General features: G+C 41.9%; 17 protein-coding genes and 1 pseudogene. 5 read left to right on the top strand and 13 right to left on the bottom strand.

The features are described from left to right. Positions 1 to 151 precede the first annotated feature (151 nt). The 4 genes from IEW82_RS04485 to IEW82_RS04470 all read right to left on the bottom strand — a co-directional run bounded on the left by IEW82_RS04485 (position 152) and on the right by IEW82_RS04470 (position 4,079). Positions 152 to 1,345, bottom strand: a complete 1,194-nt coding sequence (locus IEW82_RS04485; RefSeq protein WP_188690458.1) for a GTP-binding protein — start codon at positions 1,343 to 1,345, stop codon at positions 152 to 154. 515 nt (positions 1,346 to 1,860) lie between these two features. Continuing rightward, positions 1,861 to 2,157, bottom strand: coding sequence for a HesB/YadR/YfhF family protein (locus tag IEW82_RS04480; protein WP_188689851.1), 297 nt, complete (start codon positions 2,155 to 2,157; stop codon positions 1,861 to 1,863). 667 nt (positions 2,158 to 2,824) lie between these two features. Then, a complete protein-coding gene (locus IEW82_RS04475) occupies positions 2,825 to 3,634 on the bottom strand; it encodes an NAD(P)-dependent oxidoreductase (RefSeq protein WP_188689848.1) in 810 nt (269 codons plus the stop codon). A 55-nt stretch (positions 3,635 to 3,689) separates the two neighbouring features. Then, positions 3,690 to 4,079, bottom strand: coding sequence for a MerR family transcriptional regulator (locus IEW82_RS04470; RefSeq protein WP_188689845.1), 390 nt, complete (start codon positions 4,077 to 4,079; stop codon positions 3,690 to 3,692). 394 nt (positions 4,080 to 4,473) lie between these two features. Here IEW82_RS04470 and IEW82_RS04465 point away from each other — a divergent pair, with 394 nt between their 5' ends. From IEW82_RS04465 to IEW82_RS04450, 4 genes are all read left to right on the top strand, one after another. Further along, positions 4,474 to 5,319, top strand: a complete 846-nt coding sequence (locus tag IEW82_RS04465) for an ABC transporter ATP-binding protein (protein WP_188689841.1) — start codon at positions 4,474 to 4,476, stop codon at positions 5,317 to 5,319. Then, the gene (locus IEW82_RS04460) at positions 5,270 to 6,220 is read left to right on the top strand and encodes an iron-hydroxamate ABC transporter substrate-binding protein (RefSeq protein WP_188689838.1); all 951 of its coding nucleotides are present in this window, start codon (positions 5,270 to 5,272) and stop codon (positions 6,218 to 6,220) included. Before IEW82_RS04465 ends, IEW82_RS04460 begins: the two co-directional genes overlap by 50 nt. A gap of 104 nt (positions 6,221 to 6,324) precedes the next feature. Beyond that, a complete protein-coding gene (locus IEW82_RS04455; RefSeq protein ID WP_188689835.1) occupies positions 6,325 to 7,332 on the top strand; it encodes a FecCD family ABC transporter permease in 1,008 nt (335 codons plus the stop codon). Then, positions 7,329 to 8,339: a FecCD family ABC transporter permease gene (locus IEW82_RS04450; RefSeq protein ID WP_188689833.1), complete on the top strand. Its 1,011-nt coding sequence runs from the start codon at positions 7,329 to 7,331 to the stop codon at positions 8,337 to 8,339. Before IEW82_RS04455 ends, IEW82_RS04450 begins: the two co-directional genes overlap by 4 nt. A gap of 123 nt (positions 8,340 to 8,462) precedes the next feature. Here the strand turns inward: IEW82_RS04450 and IEW82_RS04445 are convergent, their stop codons facing one another. Then, positions 8,463 to 9,290 (bottom strand): oxidoreductase, encoded by an 828-nt coding sequence (locus IEW82_RS04445; protein WP_188689829.1) that lies wholly within the window; start codon positions 9,288 to 9,290, stop codon positions 8,463 to 8,465. Between the two features lie 172 nt (positions 9,291 to 9,462). Between IEW82_RS04445 and IEW82_RS04440 the strand changes: the two genes are divergently transcribed. Then, positions 9,463 to 10,035: a TetR/AcrR family transcriptional regulator gene (locus tag IEW82_RS04440; RefSeq protein WP_188689826.1), complete on the top strand. Its 573-nt coding sequence runs from the start codon at positions 9,463 to 9,465 to the stop codon at positions 10,033 to 10,035. A gap of 146 nt (positions 10,036 to 10,181) precedes the next feature. On the opposite strand, the gene IEW82_RS04435 is transcribed toward IEW82_RS04440, so the two are convergent. From IEW82_RS04435 to IEW82_RS04400, 8 genes and pseudogenes are all read right to left on the bottom strand, one after another. Then, a complete protein-coding gene (locus IEW82_RS04435; protein WP_188689823.1) occupies positions 10,182 to 11,303 on the bottom strand; it encodes an N-acetylmuramoyl-L-alanine amidase family protein in 1,122 nt (373 codons plus the stop codon). A 438-nt stretch (positions 11,304 to 11,741) separates the two neighbouring features. Then, a pseudogene (locus IEW82_RS04430) lies at positions 11,742 to 11,990 on the bottom strand (YybI family spore inner coat protein); the annotation flags it as partial. A gap of 246 nt (positions 11,991 to 12,236) precedes the next feature. Continuing rightward, the gene (locus IEW82_RS04425; RefSeq protein ID WP_188689819.1) at positions 12,237 to 13,475 is read right to left on the bottom strand and encodes a CynX/NimT family MFS transporter; all 1,239 of its coding nucleotides are present in this window, start codon (positions 13,473 to 13,475) and stop codon (positions 12,237 to 12,239) included. Next, positions 13,472 to 13,630 (bottom strand): hypothetical protein, encoded by a 159-nt coding sequence (locus IEW82_RS04420; RefSeq protein ID WP_188689817.1) that lies wholly within the window; start codon positions 13,628 to 13,630, stop codon positions 13,472 to 13,474. The genes IEW82_RS04425 and IEW82_RS04420 overlap by 4 nt, the downstream gene beginning before the upstream one ends. Then, positions 13,623 to 13,883, bottom strand: a complete 261-nt coding sequence (locus IEW82_RS04415) for a MerR family transcriptional regulator (RefSeq protein WP_229672313.1) — start codon at positions 13,881 to 13,883, stop codon at positions 13,623 to 13,625. The genes IEW82_RS04420 and IEW82_RS04415 overlap by 8 nt, the downstream gene beginning before the upstream one ends. A gap of 132 nt (positions 13,884 to 14,015) precedes the next feature. Next, entirely contained in the window at positions 14,016 to 15,047 is a 1,032-nt protein-coding gene (locus tag IEW82_RS04410) for a hypothetical protein (protein ID WP_188689814.1), read from the bottom strand. Next, positions 15,044 to 16,276: a glycosyltransferase family 2 protein gene (locus IEW82_RS04405; protein ID WP_188689811.1), complete on the bottom strand. Its 1,233-nt coding sequence runs from the start codon at positions 16,274 to 16,276 to the stop codon at positions 15,044 to 15,046. Before IEW82_RS04405 ends, IEW82_RS04410 begins: the two co-directional genes overlap by 4 nt. Continuing rightward, complete coding sequence (locus tag IEW82_RS04400) at positions 16,273 to 16,986, bottom strand: hypothetical protein (protein WP_188689807.1); 714 nt, start codon at positions 16,984 to 16,986, stop codon at positions 16,273 to 16,275. The genes IEW82_RS04405 and IEW82_RS04400 overlap by 4 nt, the downstream gene beginning before the upstream one ends. Positions 16,987 to 17,371 lie beyond the last annotated feature (385 nt).

The raw sequence follows: 17,371 nt of genomic DNA, 5'->3' as shown, positions 1-17,371 counted from the left end.
TCTCTTTTATCCCTATACTTTTAATCGCTTATCATTCGGTAACGATATAAGCTCTCTTAATCTTTGTCTTGACGTTGCTTTGAGTCCTTCCTAGCCCTTTAAAGGATACCCACAAAACAAAATCATTACGATTTAAAGTTTGGAATATACCTTATGTATGTGGTATCCACTCTGCAGGCGTTTCAAACGCTTCCCAATCACTGGCAAGCTCGGAATCTGTTAATAAACACCGATCAAGCTCCTCTGTTATAAGCTCAGGATTAAGCTCTGTTCCGATAAATACAATTTTCGTATGACGATCACCATACGTCTCATTCCATTCCGCCAAGACCTCAGGATTAGCCTCTAAAATCGCCTTCTGTTCTTTCTTAGGCATGGAGGCCACCCAATAAGCTAAAGGAGACATGGAGACTGATGGCCCTGCATGCGACATTAATAACGCCACATTATTATGTGTGGCACACCAAGCAATTCCCTTAGACCGAATGATTGTCGTTTCGTCTAGATTGTGCAGGAATTGATTAAATCGGCCTGAATGAAAGGGATGCTTACGATAATAGACAAATGAACCGATGCCATATTCTTCGGTTTCAGGTGTATGTTCTGGAGCATTGAGTTCTTTAATCCAGCCTGCTGACTCAGCAGCTTTATCAAAGTCGAAGCGATGCGTATTTAAAATGTCTTTCATTTCTACTTTTCCATGGATGGTACGAATAATTTTCGCCTCGGGCTGCAGAGTACGCATGATGCTCTCAAGCTTATCCAGCGTTTCTTCGTCGACCAGATCACATTTATTTAAAATGAGTACATCACAGAACTCCACTTGATCGATGAGAAGATCAGCTATCTCTCGGTCATCCTCGTCACTAATGCCTTGTTTCCGATCGACAAGTGTTTCACCTGATTGAAAATTTTTCATAAATCCAAAGGCATCCACGACCGTCACCATCGTGTCCAATCTGCAATAGCGCGTCAGATCAATGCCAAGGTCGTCATCTACATAAGAGAAGGTTTGCGCAACAGGTACCGGTTCCCCAATCCCCGTCGATTCAATCAAAATGTAATCATACTTCCCTTCCTTCGCAAGCTTCTCAACTTCAATCAACAGATCCTCACGTAGTGTGCAGCAAATGCACCCGTTAGACAAGGAGACGAGCTTCTCATTCGTTTGTGACAAGCTCCCATCATGTTCGACCAGTGTCGCATCCACATTGACTTCTCCCATATCATTTACAATTACAGCAACCTTTAAGCCCTCACGATTATTTAAAACATGGTTCAGAATGGTTGTTTTTCCTGATCCTAAATAGCCGCTTAGCACAGTAACAGGAATAGGTCTAACCATCATTTCATCAGCTCCTTAATTGAAATTCACTTAGACATCTCAGGCTATCTACACGCGAATGCTGACTCATCTTACATTAACACCCTTGTCTCCATTCACCCCTATCGCAACCCTCTTCTTTTTAAATCGTAACAATTACGATTTGTATCCTTTATTAAACCATATCCATCAATATAATAGCAAGTATTTCCTGCAAAAACTTGAAATGGGTTTTCATGATAGATGGTGGCTAGGCGAGTACGGAGCCTAGCTCGAGCTGTTCCGAGGAGCTGACGAAGAAGCAAGTCTAGAAATGCAGAAACAGGAGATTTTAAGTTACAAATACTTGGGACCTTAAAGCGCTTTGGCTAAGTGACTTACATCCTTCAAGGACCTGGGACGGAACGCTTCATGACACAAGTAAAAAGCCGAAGACATTCATTCGAAATGGTGAATGCCTTCGACCTCTCTATGAGCTGAATCCCTCTGTCTCAGCCCCATCAAAATGCCGAACCATCATTTTAAAAATAAATCGCTTAAGGCTTGATATAGTTAAACTCTATTTCATCATTGCTTTGGTTATAATCTATAGATAAATCATGCCCATCAAAGAACCAAACGTCCTTTTCTTTAATGTAAAAGGTGATGCCCTCCTTTACTGTTTCAACTGCCACATCATCCGGTTCATGATCAATGGTAAAAGCAAGGGAAAACTTTTCCTGCACCGGACTTGTCCCGTACATTTGTGAATAGAACTGAATAGATTGCCCCGCTTCAACGCCCACTTCTTCTTTAAACCAATTCATGGCTTCCTCACTTACTCTTATTTGCATTGCCTTCACCTCTCTTCAGCTGATTGTTTTCTAAACTTTTTTACCTTCTTTTATTTTAACAGCTTTCTAGAAACAGCTGACAGCTATTTGCTTTCATTGCATTTAACCCTAAAAGCCTTTTTTTAGAAAACTTGGCTTGCACCGCTTTGCTGGTACTCCTGATGTGATTTTTGCGAATCACACACTTAGGTTGCACCCTATGGGTACTCCTGATGTGATTTTTGCGAATCACACACTTAGGTTGCACCCTATGGGTACTCCTGATGTGATTTTTGCAAATCACACACTTAGGTTGCACCCTATGGGTACTCCTGATGTGATTTTGCAAATCACACACTTAGGTTGCACCCTATGGGTACTCCTGATGTGATTTTGCAAATCACACACTTAGGTTGCACCCTATGGGTACTCCTGATGTGATTTTGCAAATCACACACTTAGGTTGCCCGCAAGCCTTAGATGGTGAAAGTCAAAGCCCAAACTTATACCCTCATCTTTTATGTGCGTAAGAGAAGTTATAAATTCTGGCCGTATAAAAGCGCCCTATTTTAGACTTCCTCAAATCAAAAAAATAACCCCTCAAGGTTAGGCGAGGGAGTCATTTTCTACGTCTCTTCCTTCAATGGGTTTCTCTCATCACATAACACGTGATCGTGATGACCACACGTTAAGCCTTTTCCATAAGATCATACAACAGATCGGAAACAGGGGTAGGCGCGTCAACCGGTTGAGCGGTCTTTTTCAATAACCCTAAATCTTTCATTGGGATAGCTTTCTCAAAAGATAGCGTTGTTCCCTCAGTGACGAGATTGCCATAGCTCTTATAAATGGGAGCGGAGAATAAAGTGCTCGTCAACATGTTAAGCATGGCCTTCGGATCCACTCCATTTTTTTTAGCCACTCCGACGGCTTCCCACATTGAATAGGCCGCTGAGCCAATTAAGAAGTTGCCGACAAGCTTTACCAAGGTCGCGGCTCCAACCTCTTCGCCAAAATCAAAGATACCTTGTGCCCCCATCGCTTCAAGAAGTGGCTTTGCTCGATCCTTTCCCTCCTGCAAGCCTGCAAAAGGAACCAAAAGTTGTTTGGCGGCTACCGCCTCAGGCCTACCGAAAATCGGGGCTTCAATATAAGTGCTGCCATGCTGTGCATGCTTATCTGCAAGCTTTTGTGCCATTTCAGGTGATACAGTAGTCATAGAAATATGAAGCCCATTTTCCCCTAGCCGTTCTAAGAAACCCGGGCTAGTAACCACACTTTCAAGCGAGGCATCATCCCACACAATCGACATAACAATTCCACCAGTCGTCACAGTATCAGCAGGTTGATCCATCCGCTGAGCGCCTTGTGCAACCAGCGGCTCAGCTTTACTTGCAGTCCGATTATACACCCGAAGCGCATAGCCTGCCTGCATGAGATTTACTGCCAAGGGAAACCCCAGATGGCCAAGTCCGATAAATCCAATTCCTTTGTTCATCCCTCTCACCCTCCTGAATAAACATTACGTTAACGTTATGTTTGGGTTAAAAAAATTAGTGATGACCTTTTCCTTTTAGCCACTGCTCAAAGCGCATGATATGTGCTTGCAATTCAGAACGAAATTGCTGAAAAGCGTCGATTTTCTCATCCGTTTCTTTTAAATAGCGACGCAAGATGGCCAAAACCTTTGTTTTCGCCTGAACACCACTTGGATCCGTGAAATAAAGATCAATCACTTCACTGATTTCATCTAAGCTCAGGCCAAGCTTTTTTAACTGGGTAATTTTTCGGAGGCGGACAACAGTCTCCTCTGTATAATAGTGCTGCCCTTGCCCCTCACGCTCCCCAGGGGGAATCAACCCAATGCTTTCATAATATCGAACAGTGCGTGGTGTCACTCCAGCTCTTTTTGACACATCGCCAATACGAATGCGGTCTTCCAATGCTTAACCTCCAAACATTACGTTAACGTTATATTTATAGGATACCCATAGATCTTGGTAGTGTCAAGGATAAACGCCATACGACAATTCCGTTAAAATTTTTATCTTTAAAAAGGGGCCTTCCTACTCACAAGCATCCGCTCCTATCATATAAAACGCATAAGTGACACATTCATCCTCCCCTCCTTGCCACGGAATTTATTTTTTACTTTTATGTTGAAATAACTTAAAGGGATGCATTCATTCTTGTTACACCGTACTTTTTATCCGTTTTTTTCTCTCATTCTCCACACTTTTTTCATGAGAGCATGTTGACAAATAAAACGAGCTATTATTATAATTCTATTGTATAGATAATGAGAATCATTATCAATAAACACAGGGAGGCTTTACCTTGGTTCGCCTATATACTGAATCGTTACATATTGGATATGATCACCGGTTAATCGTTCAAGATTTGACGATTCATATTCCAGATCTTAGTATTACTGCCATTATCGGACCAAATGGTTGCGGGAAATCAACGCTTTTAAAAGCAATGACGCGTATCATCTCCCACCAATCAGGGGCAGTGGTGCTTGACGGAGCGAGTATATCCAAAGACAAAACAAAGGATCTCGCTAAAAAGATGGCTATCCTTCCACAAACACCTGAGAACCCGCCTGGACTTACAGTTGGGGAACTTGTAGCCTATGGCCGCTTTCCCTATCAAAAGGGATTTGGGCGCCTAACGAAAAAAGACATTGAAGTGATCGACTGGGCACTCGAAGAAACGGGTATTTCTGAATTCAAATATCATTCAGTGGATGCTCTATCAGGCGGACAACGTCAGCGCGTCTGGATCGCTATGGCACTCGCACAAGAAACAGAGATCATTTTTCTTGATGAACCGACAACCTACTTAGATCTCGCTCACCAGCTCGAGGTCCTCGAGCTGCTGCAAAGACTGAATCAAACACAACAACGCACGGTCATTATGGTTCTGCACGATCTCAACCAAGCCGCGCGATTCGCTGACTATATCATCGCTCTAAAGGACGGAAGGGTTGTAAAGTCGGGAACCAGCGAGGAAGTCATTGAACACGATGTCCTCAAAAAGGTCTTTCACATTGACGCGGAGATCGGCCAGGATCCTAGAACCAAAAAGCCCATGTGTGTCACATATAATTTAATCAAAGGGGAAAAGGAACATGACCAAAAAGTTAATACCACTACTATTGCTGCTCGTTCTTATTCTTAGCGCCTGTGGCGCAAAATCATCGGAGGATTCAAGCGGTAAAGCCAAAGCTGACACCAAAAGCTCAACAACGGCCTCATCTGGTAAAGAGAAAATGGTCACTTATCAATCAGAAAACGGCCCCGTTAAAGTTCCTGCCCATCCAAAAAGAGTGGTTGTCCTTGACCTTTCTGCAGGAGAAGTCATGAAATTAGGTGTCCCCATCGTTGGTGTAGATACATATGCCATGCATAATCCAAATTATAAACCTTATTTAAAAGGCGTTGAAGAGGTATCAGCCGATGATCTTGAGAAAATTGCTGCCCTCAAGCCGGACTTAATCATTGGTTATTCGAACACGAAAAATCTCGATCGCCTGAAAAAACTGGCTCCGACAGTCACTTATACTTATGGCAAGCTAGATTATTTGCAATTATTTAAGGAAATTGGAAAACTGGTCAATAAAGAAAAGCAAGCGAAAGAATGGATCGCTAGTTACCATAAAAGAGCCGGAGCATTAGCTCAGAAAATTAAAGCTAAGATTGGCAATGACGCGACAGTATCTGTGGTTGAAACTTCCGCTAAGCAGTTCTATGTCTTCGGTGATAACTGGGGCAGAGGAACTGAAATTCTTTATCAGGAAATGCATTTGAATATGCCACAGCTTGTTAAAGACAAAGCACTTAAACCTGGATACTATCAAATTTCTCAAGAGGTTCTTCCTAAATACTTTGGTGATTACGTCATTTTAAGTGTTGAGCCAGGTTCTGATACGTCATTTGAAAAAACGGATACTTATAAGAACATTCCGGCTGTAAAAAATCACCACGTCTATAAAGTGAATACCTCCGCATTCAGCTTTAATGACCCAATTTCGCTAGATTATCAGCTTAAAGTCTTTCAGAAAGACTTTCTAGGCAAATAAAAGGGAAGACATAATAGAATTGTAAATCTTAGAAGAGGAATGCTTGATGAGAGGATTCCTCTCTTTTTTTGGGGAAAGTCGCGTATGGAAGGATGAGCATCTTCATGAGTAATCAGAAACAGCGGATGCCTTTTACTTATAAATTAGTTATAGGACTCTTAATTTTAATAGCATGCTTTATTATAGCTATGTGCCTAGGAGCAGCATTCATTAATTTGAAAGAGATAGGGCTTGCACTATTCACACACCATAGGAGCGAATCTATCGATATTATTCGGGAAATCCGTTTCCCCCGTGAAGTTGGCGCTATTCTCGTGGGAGCCGCATTAGCCGTTGCCGGAGCGATTATGCAAGGCTTGACAAGAAATCCATTAGCCGATCCGGGGTTACTTGGTTTGACAGCTGGCGCTAATGCGGCATTAGCCTTGTGCCTTGCCCTAGTGCATCATGGAAATTATTTCATACTTACCATCGCTTGCTTTATTGGAGCGACCATCGGAGTGATGATGGTCTTCGGTATCGGTGCCATGAAAAAGGGCGGCTTTTCGCCTTTTCGGATTGTGCTCGCGGGTGCCGCCGTGTCCGCCTTTCTTGAAGCGATAGCAACTGGGATATCCCTCACATTTAAACTCTCAAAAGACGTTTCCATGTGGACAGCAGGGGGATTGATTGGAACAGCCTGGGATCAGCTGGCCGTTATTACTCCTTTTATTCTTGTCGGCATCCTTATCGCGATCCTGTTTTCAAGACAGCTTACTGTGTTTAGCTTAAACGAAGAACTCGCAATCGGTTTAGGGCAACGTACTAAGCAAATTAAAGGCATTCTCTATATTGTTATTGTTCTCTTAGCAGGTGCTGCGGTGGCACTGGTTGGCAATATGGCCTTTGTTGGTCTGATGATCCCTCACATGGTTCGTCCACTTGTCGGCACAGACTATCGCTATATTCTTCCTATGTCCGCCATTTTTGGCGCTGGTTTTATGTCACTGGCAGATACGCTCGGCCGTGTAATCTATGCACCATTTGAAACACCTGTTGCTGCCATCATCGCCATCATAGGGCTGCCCTTCTTCTTATTTGTTATCCATAAAGGGGGGCGAGCATTCTCATGATCCATCCATCGATTCTAAGAAAACAGAAAATTATCATTGCTATTTTAAGTCTTTTAATCCTATTAACGTTCTTCTGGGGAACAGGCATCGGCAGCGCCGCTATCCCCTATAATCAAGTCCTACCTGCTCTGTTCGGACATGGTGATTTTCAAGTCAATTTCATCCTATTTGATGTCCGCCTGCCACGCATCCTCATCACCCTTTTAGCAGGCATGGCATTAGCCGTTTCTGGGGCAGTTTTACAAGGGATTACCAAAAATGACCTAGCCGATCCCGGAATCATTGGCATTAACTCTGGTGCTGGAGTGGCTATAGCTATTTTTTATCTGTTCTTTCCGATCGACCAGGCTACATTTTCTTATATGATGCCCGTTGTCGCCTTTATCGGAGCCTTTCTGACCGCTGCACTAATATATATCTTTGCAATTAATAAAAAAACAGGCATGGAGCCTGTAAAATTAGTGCTGGTGGGGGTTGGCTTTTCCATGGCTCTATCCGGGCTAATGATTGTCATTATTTCAGCTGCTGAAAAACAAAAGGTCGATTTCATTGCCAAATGGCTATCAGGGGATATCTGGGGAACGAGCTGGCCATTTGTCTGGGCCATTCTCCCTTGGGTTATCCTTCTCATTCCATTTACCTTATTTAAGGCCAACCGCTTAAACCTACTTGGAGTGAGCGAGCCTCTTGGGATTGGCGTGGGTCTCTCCATTGAGAAGGAAAGGCTGACATTACTGTTTGCAGCCGTAGCGCTTGCTTCCGCCGCTGTTTCAATCACCGGTGGGATCGCCTTTGTCGGTTTAATCGCTCCTCACCTTGCCAAACAATTGATCGGTCCCCGCCATCAATTGTTTATGCCGATTGCTATATTAATTGGGGGTTGGCTCCTCATGATTGCTGATTTGATTGGACATAATTTGATCAGCTATGCTGAGTTCCCGGCAGGCGTCATGATCGCATTGATTGGTGCACCTTATTTCATCTATTTATTATTGAAAAGAGTTTGAGGATGCCTATCCATATAAAAAGCTCTCCATTGCTAAGAAGGGATTAAGATTATCTATAGCGTGGAGAGCTTTTATGCTCCATGCATTTTTACAGGATCATAAAACGAGCGAGCCAGCCAATCTTCATTCACTCTGCTTTAACATAGAATAAAGCATTCGATCAAACAGGCGATCGGATACGAGTTTCCTTAAAAGGAGCATAGGTTTCGCAAACTTCCCTGCTACATAACGTGTCTTCGGTTTCCTTGCTTTGATGGCTTTAAACACTGTATCGGCAATAACATGAGGTGTCGATGCATTTTTTACCATATTTTTGGACATATCCACATAGGAATGGGTCATGTCCGCATACGCTGTCTTCCCAGATACTTTCTGAACGTTTTCTAGCATAATATCGGACCATTCACTCTGAATTGATCCAGGCTCAATCACAATCACATCAATGCCAAAGGATGCAACTTCAAAACGCAAACAATCAGAATACCCCTCCAATGCATGCTTTGTTGCATGATACCATGCACCAAGCGGGGTATAAATTCTACCCCCAACAGAAGAATTATTGATAATTTTTCCTGATCCTTGCTTTCTCATTATCGGGAGCACCAGTTGTGTCAAGCGACTAAGTCCAAACAGATTCACTTCAAATTGTCTTTTGGCTTCTTCTAATGGGACATCCTCCACCGCGCCGTATGAGCCATAACCAACATTATTAAACAATACGTCAATCCTACCTTGCTCTGAGATAATACGATTTACCCCATCGGCCAAGGATTGGTCATCTGTAACATCCATCGCTAAAATTTGCGCGCCCTTTGCTTCTAAAGCCCTCATTTTCTCCACTCGTCTTGCTGCTCCATATACACTATATCCCTCTTTCAAAAGCCTTTCCGCTGTTGCCATTCCCATCCCTGATGACGCTCCAGTAATCAGGACAACACCCTTTTTACTCATCTTCATCCCTCCAGTTATCTATAATATGACCCACTTGTATCTAGATACACATTTGTGTCACTTGCGTGAGTAAATTATAATGTTACTATCAAGATGGAGTCAATAGTTACAGAACAAGTGATACAGATATAAGAATATGGGACATTTGTTTTGAAAACAAAGGAGATTTCTTATGAATGAAAAAAGCCATAATCCAATTTCTCTTCGTTCACGAAGGATGATCAGTCAAGCATTGCTACAGCTGATGGAGGAGAAGCCCTTTCACAAGATTTCAATTAAAGAGATTACCGCCACGGCTGAATTAGTACGGAAAACCTTTTACCGTAACTTTCAAACAAAAGAGGATGTCCTCAAAGAATACATTACTGAACTAATGAAGGAGGCTGAGCAACAATTTGAATCGCTTGACGCTTTAACCCCCTATGCTATGGCTAACATTTACTTTAAGTTTTGGCAAAAGCATCGTCATTTCTTAAAACTCTTGCAGCAAAATGACCTCTTTGTTATCGTGCTTAAGCAGCTAGATGATTACGTTCCCTTTATTAACAGCAGATATAAGTCAGATTTGATACAGGAGTTCGATGATACTTTTATAGAATATTACAACGTCTTTAATACAGCGGGAATTTGGCATATGCTTGAGAAGTGGATTAGTAGAGGAACAAAGGAAACACCTGAACAACTCGCTCAGATATACTCTGATATCACATTAAATAACCCAAACAATAAGACTTTAAAAAAATAGCCGGGCAAACCTTTTAAATCCCCTTTCTGAAGAACACGTTTACATTTTCTACGTCAAATTAAAACCCGGCCAGAAGATAACCCTACCTGGCCGGTGAAATGAGTCTAAGCTCTATTCATGCTTTTGCAAACTTAATATTTCTATCATTATTTCCCAAAATAATGCATTAAACCTTGTGTGACGGCATTAGCCACATTGGATTTGTATTGTTCAGTTTGAACCAAAGAAAGGTCATTAGGATTAGTAATAAAGCCTAATTCCATAAGAACAGCTTTATTAGGGTTATTTCTTAATACATAATAATCCCCAAACCGAACCCCATCATTTTGAAGGCCTGTTTGTTTCGCCAATTCCTCCTGAATATCCTGTGCTAGACCTTGACTGGAATCCTGATAATAATAGGTGGTTACCCCATTAGTGTTAAGAACAGGAGACGAATTAAAATGGAGACTCACGAAGGCATTTGCATGAAATACATCACTCGTGTTGACTCTTTTTGCAAGCGATATATAGCGATCATCTAACCGTGTCATAACAACCGTTGCGCCAGCATCCCGTAATTTCGCCGCCACCTCTTGGGCCGTCTGCAAGGTAAATGCCTTTTCAAACATCCCATTATAGGCAATCGCCCCAGGATCCGAGCCACCATGTCCAGGATCAAGCACAATGGTATATCCTTTAAGAGATTGGACACTCGAATGATCAGAAGGTGAATTGACAAGCCAGCTCGCTATCCACCCTGTACGGCCCCCATTAAGGCGAACCTGTACCCATTGTCCCTGACTATTTACTATTTGAAAAGTATCCCCACTGTTAGCAAAGCCAACGATGGTCGCATTTGTACCAGGGCCTTTGCGAATGCGCACACCATTCGAATTAACCGTCACCTTTTCATCTGATTGCCCGCTCACATGACTTGTTGAATCCGATGTCGCCACTGCAGAACTGCCACCGGCACTCGATGGATATAAAAATTGCGATGCAACCCAACCCGTTCCACCGTTATAATCAATTTTGGCCCACCCAAACTGCTTTTCATAGACCTTTACAACGGCATTCCTCTGTATATAGCCTATCGCCTCGGATTGAAGAGCAGGCTTACTCCGTACCATTAATGTAGAAGCTCCCACACCGTATGTGCTCGATTCCTTAGCGGAGGTGGCTAATGGAAAACTACTTAGAATAAGCATTAACGCTATTGAAAAAAGGAATAGATATAGTCCTGTACTCCGCTTATTCTTCATTAATAGTTTGATAGATTTCATCATGACTTGTACCCTCACACTCCTCTTTTTATAGATTTAAAGAGACCTCTACTTCCTTTTGATCACTCAATCCCTCAATTCTGAAAAAAGCTTATAACGCCCTCCCTTAACAAATTAAAAAAGAATATTCACAACCCTATGTATCGCCAGGGAGCAGCACTTTTATCACTATTCTAAGAGTTCTCTCTTAAAGACATATTTACAAAGATTATCGACTAATCTCGACAAATTTCAATAGTCCATTAGTCCTGAATAAGTGTTATAAGGCTCATAGCCCCAACCATTTTGTTGGCTTTAAAACAGATAAACATAGGATAAAGGCTTATTTATCCATAAAAAAGACCCTCATATTTTGTAAAAAAATCAGTCAAAAAGGAGGGCTTCAAAAGTTGAACATCTTTTCTTATTCTATAACACATCAAACAGAGACTCCTTTAAAATCTATAGATTGCTTCCTGAGATGGCGACATCTTGTCGATCAGCTACAAAGATTTCACCATTCCATTTTAAAACGGTTTGGACATATCCAAGACCATCGGCATTATATCTACCGGCAATGCGTTGGTAGGCTTCAAGCTCAAATGTTCCATCTCGGTCAGAGTCCATCGGATACAAACCTGACAAAGGATTCACCTAGCCTTGAATCGGCGCTCGCAACGTACCATTGGGAGTATATATATCAGACAGATACGTCATGTCATTTCCCATTACGCTTCCCTCCTCTGATGTTATAGCATCATATGAAGGCTGTACGGTCAGAGTGAAAAGGCTTATCTTTCTACCCTTTTAATAAAAAATCATGCACTCTATTGTTAGCTCACATCTAACAATAGAGTGCATATTTGCGACCAAGTCAATGATTCAATCTACTGAATGCACACTAACGCGGTGAAGCAAAAGTCACCCCATCCATCGCCTTTAATTAATGCCACCCTCTTAGCTTCTCTGTGAATTTAAAGAAGTTTTCTTTTCCCCTATATACGTATTTCGACCGGCTCCGATACCAACGATCCAAAGCAGTACGGCGATGACAACCAATAGTATTAATGGAGCTGTCCAATTGGCAGTAAAATCATGAATCAAGCCAAACAGAGTTGGACCCACCGCTGCCAATAAGTACCCGATCGATTGACTCATTCCCGATAGTTCCGCTGCTTCATGAGACGATCTCGTGCGTAATACAAAGAACATCGTAGCCAGACTAAAGCTACCGCCTCCTGCGAAGCCAAATAATAACACAGAGATCACAACCACCCATGTCTGCCCAACCAATAATCCTATAAAACTTGCAGCAAAGCAGGCCTCAATAATCGTCACAATCCCTCTTTGTCCTGCAAACCGCCCAGCTAAAATCGGGATAATAAATGAAGTCGGCAAGCTGATAAACTGCATGAATGACAGCAGCCACCCAGAAGTCGATTCACTAAACCCCTGAGACTGTAAAATGGAAGGGAGCCAAGCAATCACAACGTAGAAGACGAGGGACTGTAAGCCCATAAATAACGCAACCTTCCAAGCAAGACCAGATGACCAAATGCCTTTTCCATTATGAACCGTAGAAACATCTGGTTGATGACGCAACCGTAATTGCGGAAGCCAGGCCAGCAACGCCGCAAATGTTAATATCACCCAGATAGCAAGCGTTCCATGCCACCCGAGTCCAAGCCCATCGGACAGTGGAACACTAATGCCTGACGCAAAGGCAGCTACCCCATTCATTGTCACAGCATAAGCTCCCGTCATGAGTCCAACATTTTTGGGAAATTCCCGTTTGATTAAGCCAGGGAGTAATACATTTCCCATTGCAATGCCAATACCAACAAAAACTGTACCGACAAATAGCAGCCACACAGGTGCGAAAAATCGAATGATTAGCCCAAGAGCAATCAATAATAATCCAGCAAATAATGTTTTTTCAATACCAACACGGCGAGCGATCTTAGGCGCCGTCAATGAGAACACAGCAAAAGCTAATAATGGTAATGTGGTTAGCATGCCAGCCACAGCATTGCCAATACCTGTATCTGAGCGAATATCATCAATTAAGGGACTTAATCCTGTTATTGGCGCACGTAGGTTAGCTCCGACGAGCAGGATCCCTATGATCATAATAAAGATCCCTACACGAGACGTATTACGGATTCTTACATCTGTTGTTTGTGTTGATTGTGTCATTTTTCTCCCCCTGTTTCTTTCCATACACGTTGTGTGGCTTGGATGTAATGGCGTACAATACTGGCGGCTACATCCGGTTTTTGCTCAGCAATGGCTTTCACCAATTCCTGATTAAATTGTTTGTGTACGTTCGCATAGCCTACCTTTTCAATCATGCCACCCACAGAAGCCCGAACAGCTTGTGTAATCGATCCATATAAATCGATCAATAACTGATTGTGCGAGCAATCCGAATTGCTTGAGCGCCAAAACCGTTTGCAGTCTCTCAAAGGATTCTTCATTATAATAATGATAACCATTCGCTTCCTGCACCACGGTTCCCAATAAACCTAATTGCTCATAGTGACGGATCGTTCGAGGTGTAACATCAGCTATCCTCGCTAACTCACCGATTAACATCTTTTCCATAGGTTATCACCTTTACAAATGCGTTGTGGCTTTTAGCGTAATATAGTATACCGGATGTGTCAATGAGGAGAGAAGGCGTTATTCGTGGACATGATTGCCCGTGTACTTTTCCCCTTAGATTCTCTGCCTTTTCTAAAGGAATTGCTGATATAAAACATCGGCTGTTCTTGCATAAATATAATCAAAGAAGTGCATATGCTTAAAATCCGCACGGTTATCAAAGGGTGGCTGTTTTAATAGGATAGCATCAAGGCGCTTCGCATACTGGCGATTATCTGTCTCAATAAAATAGTCGAGGGCAAGGGCATAAACAGCGCTTGATTCATAATCCACAGCTGGAGCTAACGTCTGCTGATTATACCTCCCATACAGCTTTCCTTTGGTATCTATTTCTGTCTTAAGCCAATGGTCAAAGGCCTTCGATGCCTCTCCAACCATTTTCCGATATTGTATCGCAATCAATAACTGGTCAATCAAGTTCACAGTGTTTGGATCAGCGGCTTGGTAGCTTTGTTTATCAATCGTATATATTTCATTAAAAAAGGGCGTAGCAGTCCCCACTGCTGCTTTTATTACTTTTTTGTACAAGCCTTGATTTAACAAAGGCATCGTTTTTAATGCCTCATAGTTAATGTAACTTAAATGAACGGTATTCGCCGCCTTGTCTTGTTGCCAATCATAAAAGTCGACAATCATACCGCCTTTCATTTGCTTCGCAAGTAAAGCCGTTTGCAATTTCACGGACAACTCTTTATATGATGCTTTATCGAAGCGGACGGCCGCTCTCTTTAATACGTCAATAATCCGCAGTTCATCAACAGAGGCATTTGTCACCGTTCTCCTTGCAAGCTCCCACTTTAGAAAGCTCTGATCATCCTTTTTTACCCAAAAGTTATCCTGCAACACCTTGACCTGATGCTTAAATTCAGTCTTATTACCAATAAGAAGCAGATAGTTTAAGTATTGTCCTATACTCTCAGAGAGATATTGGATAGTGTCCTCTCGACCATAGCTTTTGATCAAGCCCTTATCCGTTTCATAATGCTTGGTAACCACCTTTTCAACGTCAGCGGCTTTGGAAGGCCCCCTGCTTGCTATACAAAACCAAGCAAGACTCATTATTAAAATAAGCGGGATTAACATAATTAGCCCTTTCTTGGTCACATTGTTTCTCCCTTCTTAAAGCGCTTAGTCTTGTCCCATGCAATTGTTTTCTTCGTTAGTCTACTCCAAATATAAATACAAGCACTTCTTAATAGTAATAATAAGAACATCTGTGCATAGGTAAAATACATGATCAAACCTGTAAACATATTAAAAGGGGTAACCGTTTGTTCTAGAACCATTGCACTGATAACTTGAGCAGTATACACCACATAACTCATAAACCAAAAGAGAAGCAGGGGAGAATGGAAGGCAGGAAGTCCAACTCCTACAATGCCTAAAACAAACCAAACATTGGAGTAGAGCAGTAAAATAACGAAAAGAAAATACGTCAGCACATGCTGCAGACTGTGCATAAAGGTTTTGCCCTTCCAAAGGCTCCACTCTCGGAGCGATTTCTCCAATAGGTAGATATTACCGGTTACCCATCGCGTTCGCTGTTTTAAAAAGGTTCTTACTTTCTCAGGCTCTTGCTCCCACGTTCTAGAATGATGGACGACTGGGAGCCGTTTATTCATAGCAGCTAATCGCACTGTTAGCTCAGCATCTTCTGATAAAGCAAAAGGATCATATCCTCCTGCTTCAGCCATGACATCCCGTCTAAGCAACATATTAGTCCCTGCAAGAGACCCCATTTTAAAAGCCTTCCACCGCCCACTTTGCATAAGAAGCTGAAAGACCTGAAACTCTATAGCAATCATTCGTGTCAAAATATTCGTACCCGCATTGATCGTTTTCACGTAACCTACAGCCCCTGCTGCATGTTTTGTGGTTTCAGCAGCATGAACCAGTTCTATGACAGTATCACTCTCTGGCTGATTATCCGCATCAAATACGAGAAAATATTCCGATTGCGTGACAGCCAGCCCATAATTGAGCACCCGTGACTTTCCCTTTGGCGCACCCGGTGGGACTTTTATATAGTGAACGCTTGAGAAGGTTTGACTAAAAGCCTTTGCAATATCAGCTGTATGATCTGAAGAAGCATCATCTAAGACATAGATATTAAGATCTCCTGGATAACGCAGCTTGATCATGGCGTCCAAAGTCTCCTTGATCACCACTCCTTCATTATGGGCTGGTATCAAAACAGCCACCGACGGGTAACTCGCTAAAGTAATCTGTTTCTTTTGCTTTAACCTTTGCAGAACACCAACGATCGTCAAGAAAGAATAATATAACAATAACGCCCAGAAAAATAACATGATACATACAAGGATGATCTTCATATTGGTAAAAGCTCCTTGAGCGATAGGTCATCTAGCCTGTCTATCGCATCTTCATGATACATCTCATAGGTGACTGGAATATCTAGAAGATTAAGCTGATGTCTCAATGTATGAAAGAGTCTATCGACAACGGTGTGCGCACCTTGTTCATTCGTATTTTGTAAAAAGACTAAATAGTGATCATTGGATAGCCTCGTCACCAAGTCAAACTGATGACGAACAGAATGCAAAAGCGCTTCTGCAAATATGTAATGCATGGCATCGATCGTATTCTCCCTCACATGAACCCTAAATTTCAGATAAAAATTCGTTTCTCCCCTTCTTTTCGTACCTGTGGTAATTAGGGATACACGATTCATAAATTCCGATTGGGTAAGCAAGGCTGAAGCGCCATCAAATTTTTCTAGTTCAATAACTCTCCTTCTTAAATCTTCTATATCTTTCAATAACCGTTTAATAAGAGCAAAGATCAACCACATTAAGATGAGAGAAGCAGTGAGTAAGATGTGCTCAATCATCAATGTCATTTGCACAGCTAATGACGCTCTAGTAAAAAAACAATAAAACAGTAAAAAAAAGCCAAGAGCTAAAACAATAGATAAACTGATTATAAAATTCTTAGAAGGAGACAGCACATTCATGATGATGATCGCTGTAACAACAATCACGATATCAACATACATTAAATCATTTGAGGCAAAATGGAGCATTGCGGCTAAACAAAGCAACCATAATGTTACAAGTAACGAAAGGGATATATACGTTTTACTCTGTTGCAGTTTCTTCGCCTCCTTATCTACTTTATGACGAATAAACTAACGACAACCTATTTTTTGAGATTACTAGGTATAATTGTATATGTCTATTGTACCAAACTTTCTACACCTTTATATATACAAGGCCGGTATAAGTGCCATTATCGAGAGGGAAAACATGAAAATTTTCTTTTTCATCGTTCTAAGTATCTTTTTCTTGTTATTTAAAAACAAAAGAAGATCACGTATAATTAAGTTCGCAAAAATAGAAAAGAGGAAAAGCCATCGGCAACTCCGAATAGGTAAGTGACCAAACAAAACCCAACAAGGAGTTGAAACG

The organism is Pullulanibacillus camelliae, assembly GCF_014642655.1.
Classification (GTDB): Bacteria; Bacillota; Bacilli; order Bacillales; family Sporolactobacillaceae; genus Pullulanibacillus; species Pullulanibacillus camelliae.
The sequence above is the reverse complement of the archived record's forward strand: the minus strand, read 5'-3'. Positions and strand labels throughout refer to the sequence as shown.

What these genes read in the sequence shown, in the direction of transcription:
- IEW82_RS04485 (WP_188690458.1), bottom strand. Translation starts at nt 1,345, where the DNA reads ATGGTTAGACCTATTCCTGTTACTGTGCTAAGCGGCTATTTAGGATCA.
- IEW82_RS04480 (WP_188689851.1), bottom strand. Translation starts at nt 2,157, where the DNA reads ATGCAAATAAGAGTAAGTGAGGAAGCCATGAATTGGTTTAAAGAAGAA.
- IEW82_RS04475 (WP_188689848.1), bottom strand. Translation starts at nt 3,634, where the DNA reads ATGAACAAAGGAATTGGATTTATCGGACTTGGCCATCTGGGGTTTCCC.
- IEW82_RS04460 (WP_188689838.1), top strand. Translation starts at nt 5,270, where the DNA reads ATGACCAAAAAGTTAATACCACTACTATTGCTGCTCGTTCTTATTCTT.
- IEW82_RS04455 (WP_188689835.1), top strand. Translation starts at nt 6,325, where the DNA reads ATGAGTAATCAGAAACAGCGGATGCCTTTTACTTATAAATTAGTTATA.
- IEW82_RS04450 (WP_188689833.1), top strand. Translation starts at nt 7,329, where the DNA reads ATGATCCATCCATCGATTCTAAGAAAACAGAAAATTATCATTGCTATT.
- IEW82_RS04445 (WP_188689829.1), bottom strand. Translation starts at nt 9,290, where the DNA reads ATGAGTAAAAAGGGTGTTGTCCTGATTACTGGAGCGTCATCAGGGATG.
- IEW82_RS04440 (WP_188689826.1), top strand. Translation starts at nt 9,463, where the DNA reads ATGAATGAAAAAAGCCATAATCCAATTTCTCTTCGTTCACGAAGGATG.
- IEW82_RS04435 (WP_188689823.1), bottom strand. Translation starts at nt 11,303, where the DNA reads ATGATGAAATCTATCAAACTATTAATGAAGAATAAGCGGAGTACAGGA.
- IEW82_RS04425 (WP_188689819.1), bottom strand. Translation starts at nt 13,475, where the DNA reads ATGACACAATCAACACAAACAACAGATGTAAGAATCCGTAATACGTCT.
- IEW82_RS04420 (WP_188689817.1), bottom strand. Translation starts at nt 13,630, where the DNA reads ATGATTGAAAAGGTAGGCTATGCGAACGTACACAAACAATTTAATCAG.
- IEW82_RS04415 (WP_229672313.1), bottom strand. Translation starts at nt 13,883, where the DNA reads ATGGAAAAGATGTTAATCGGTGAGTTAGCGAGGATAGCTGATGTTACA.
- IEW82_RS04405 (WP_188689811.1), bottom strand. Translation starts at nt 16,276, where the DNA reads ATGAAGATCATCCTTGTATGTATCATGTTATTTTTCTGGGCGTTATTG.
- IEW82_RS04400 (WP_188689807.1), bottom strand. Translation starts at nt 16,986, where the DNA reads ATGCTCCATTTTGCCTCAAATGATTTAATGTATGTTGATATCGTGATT.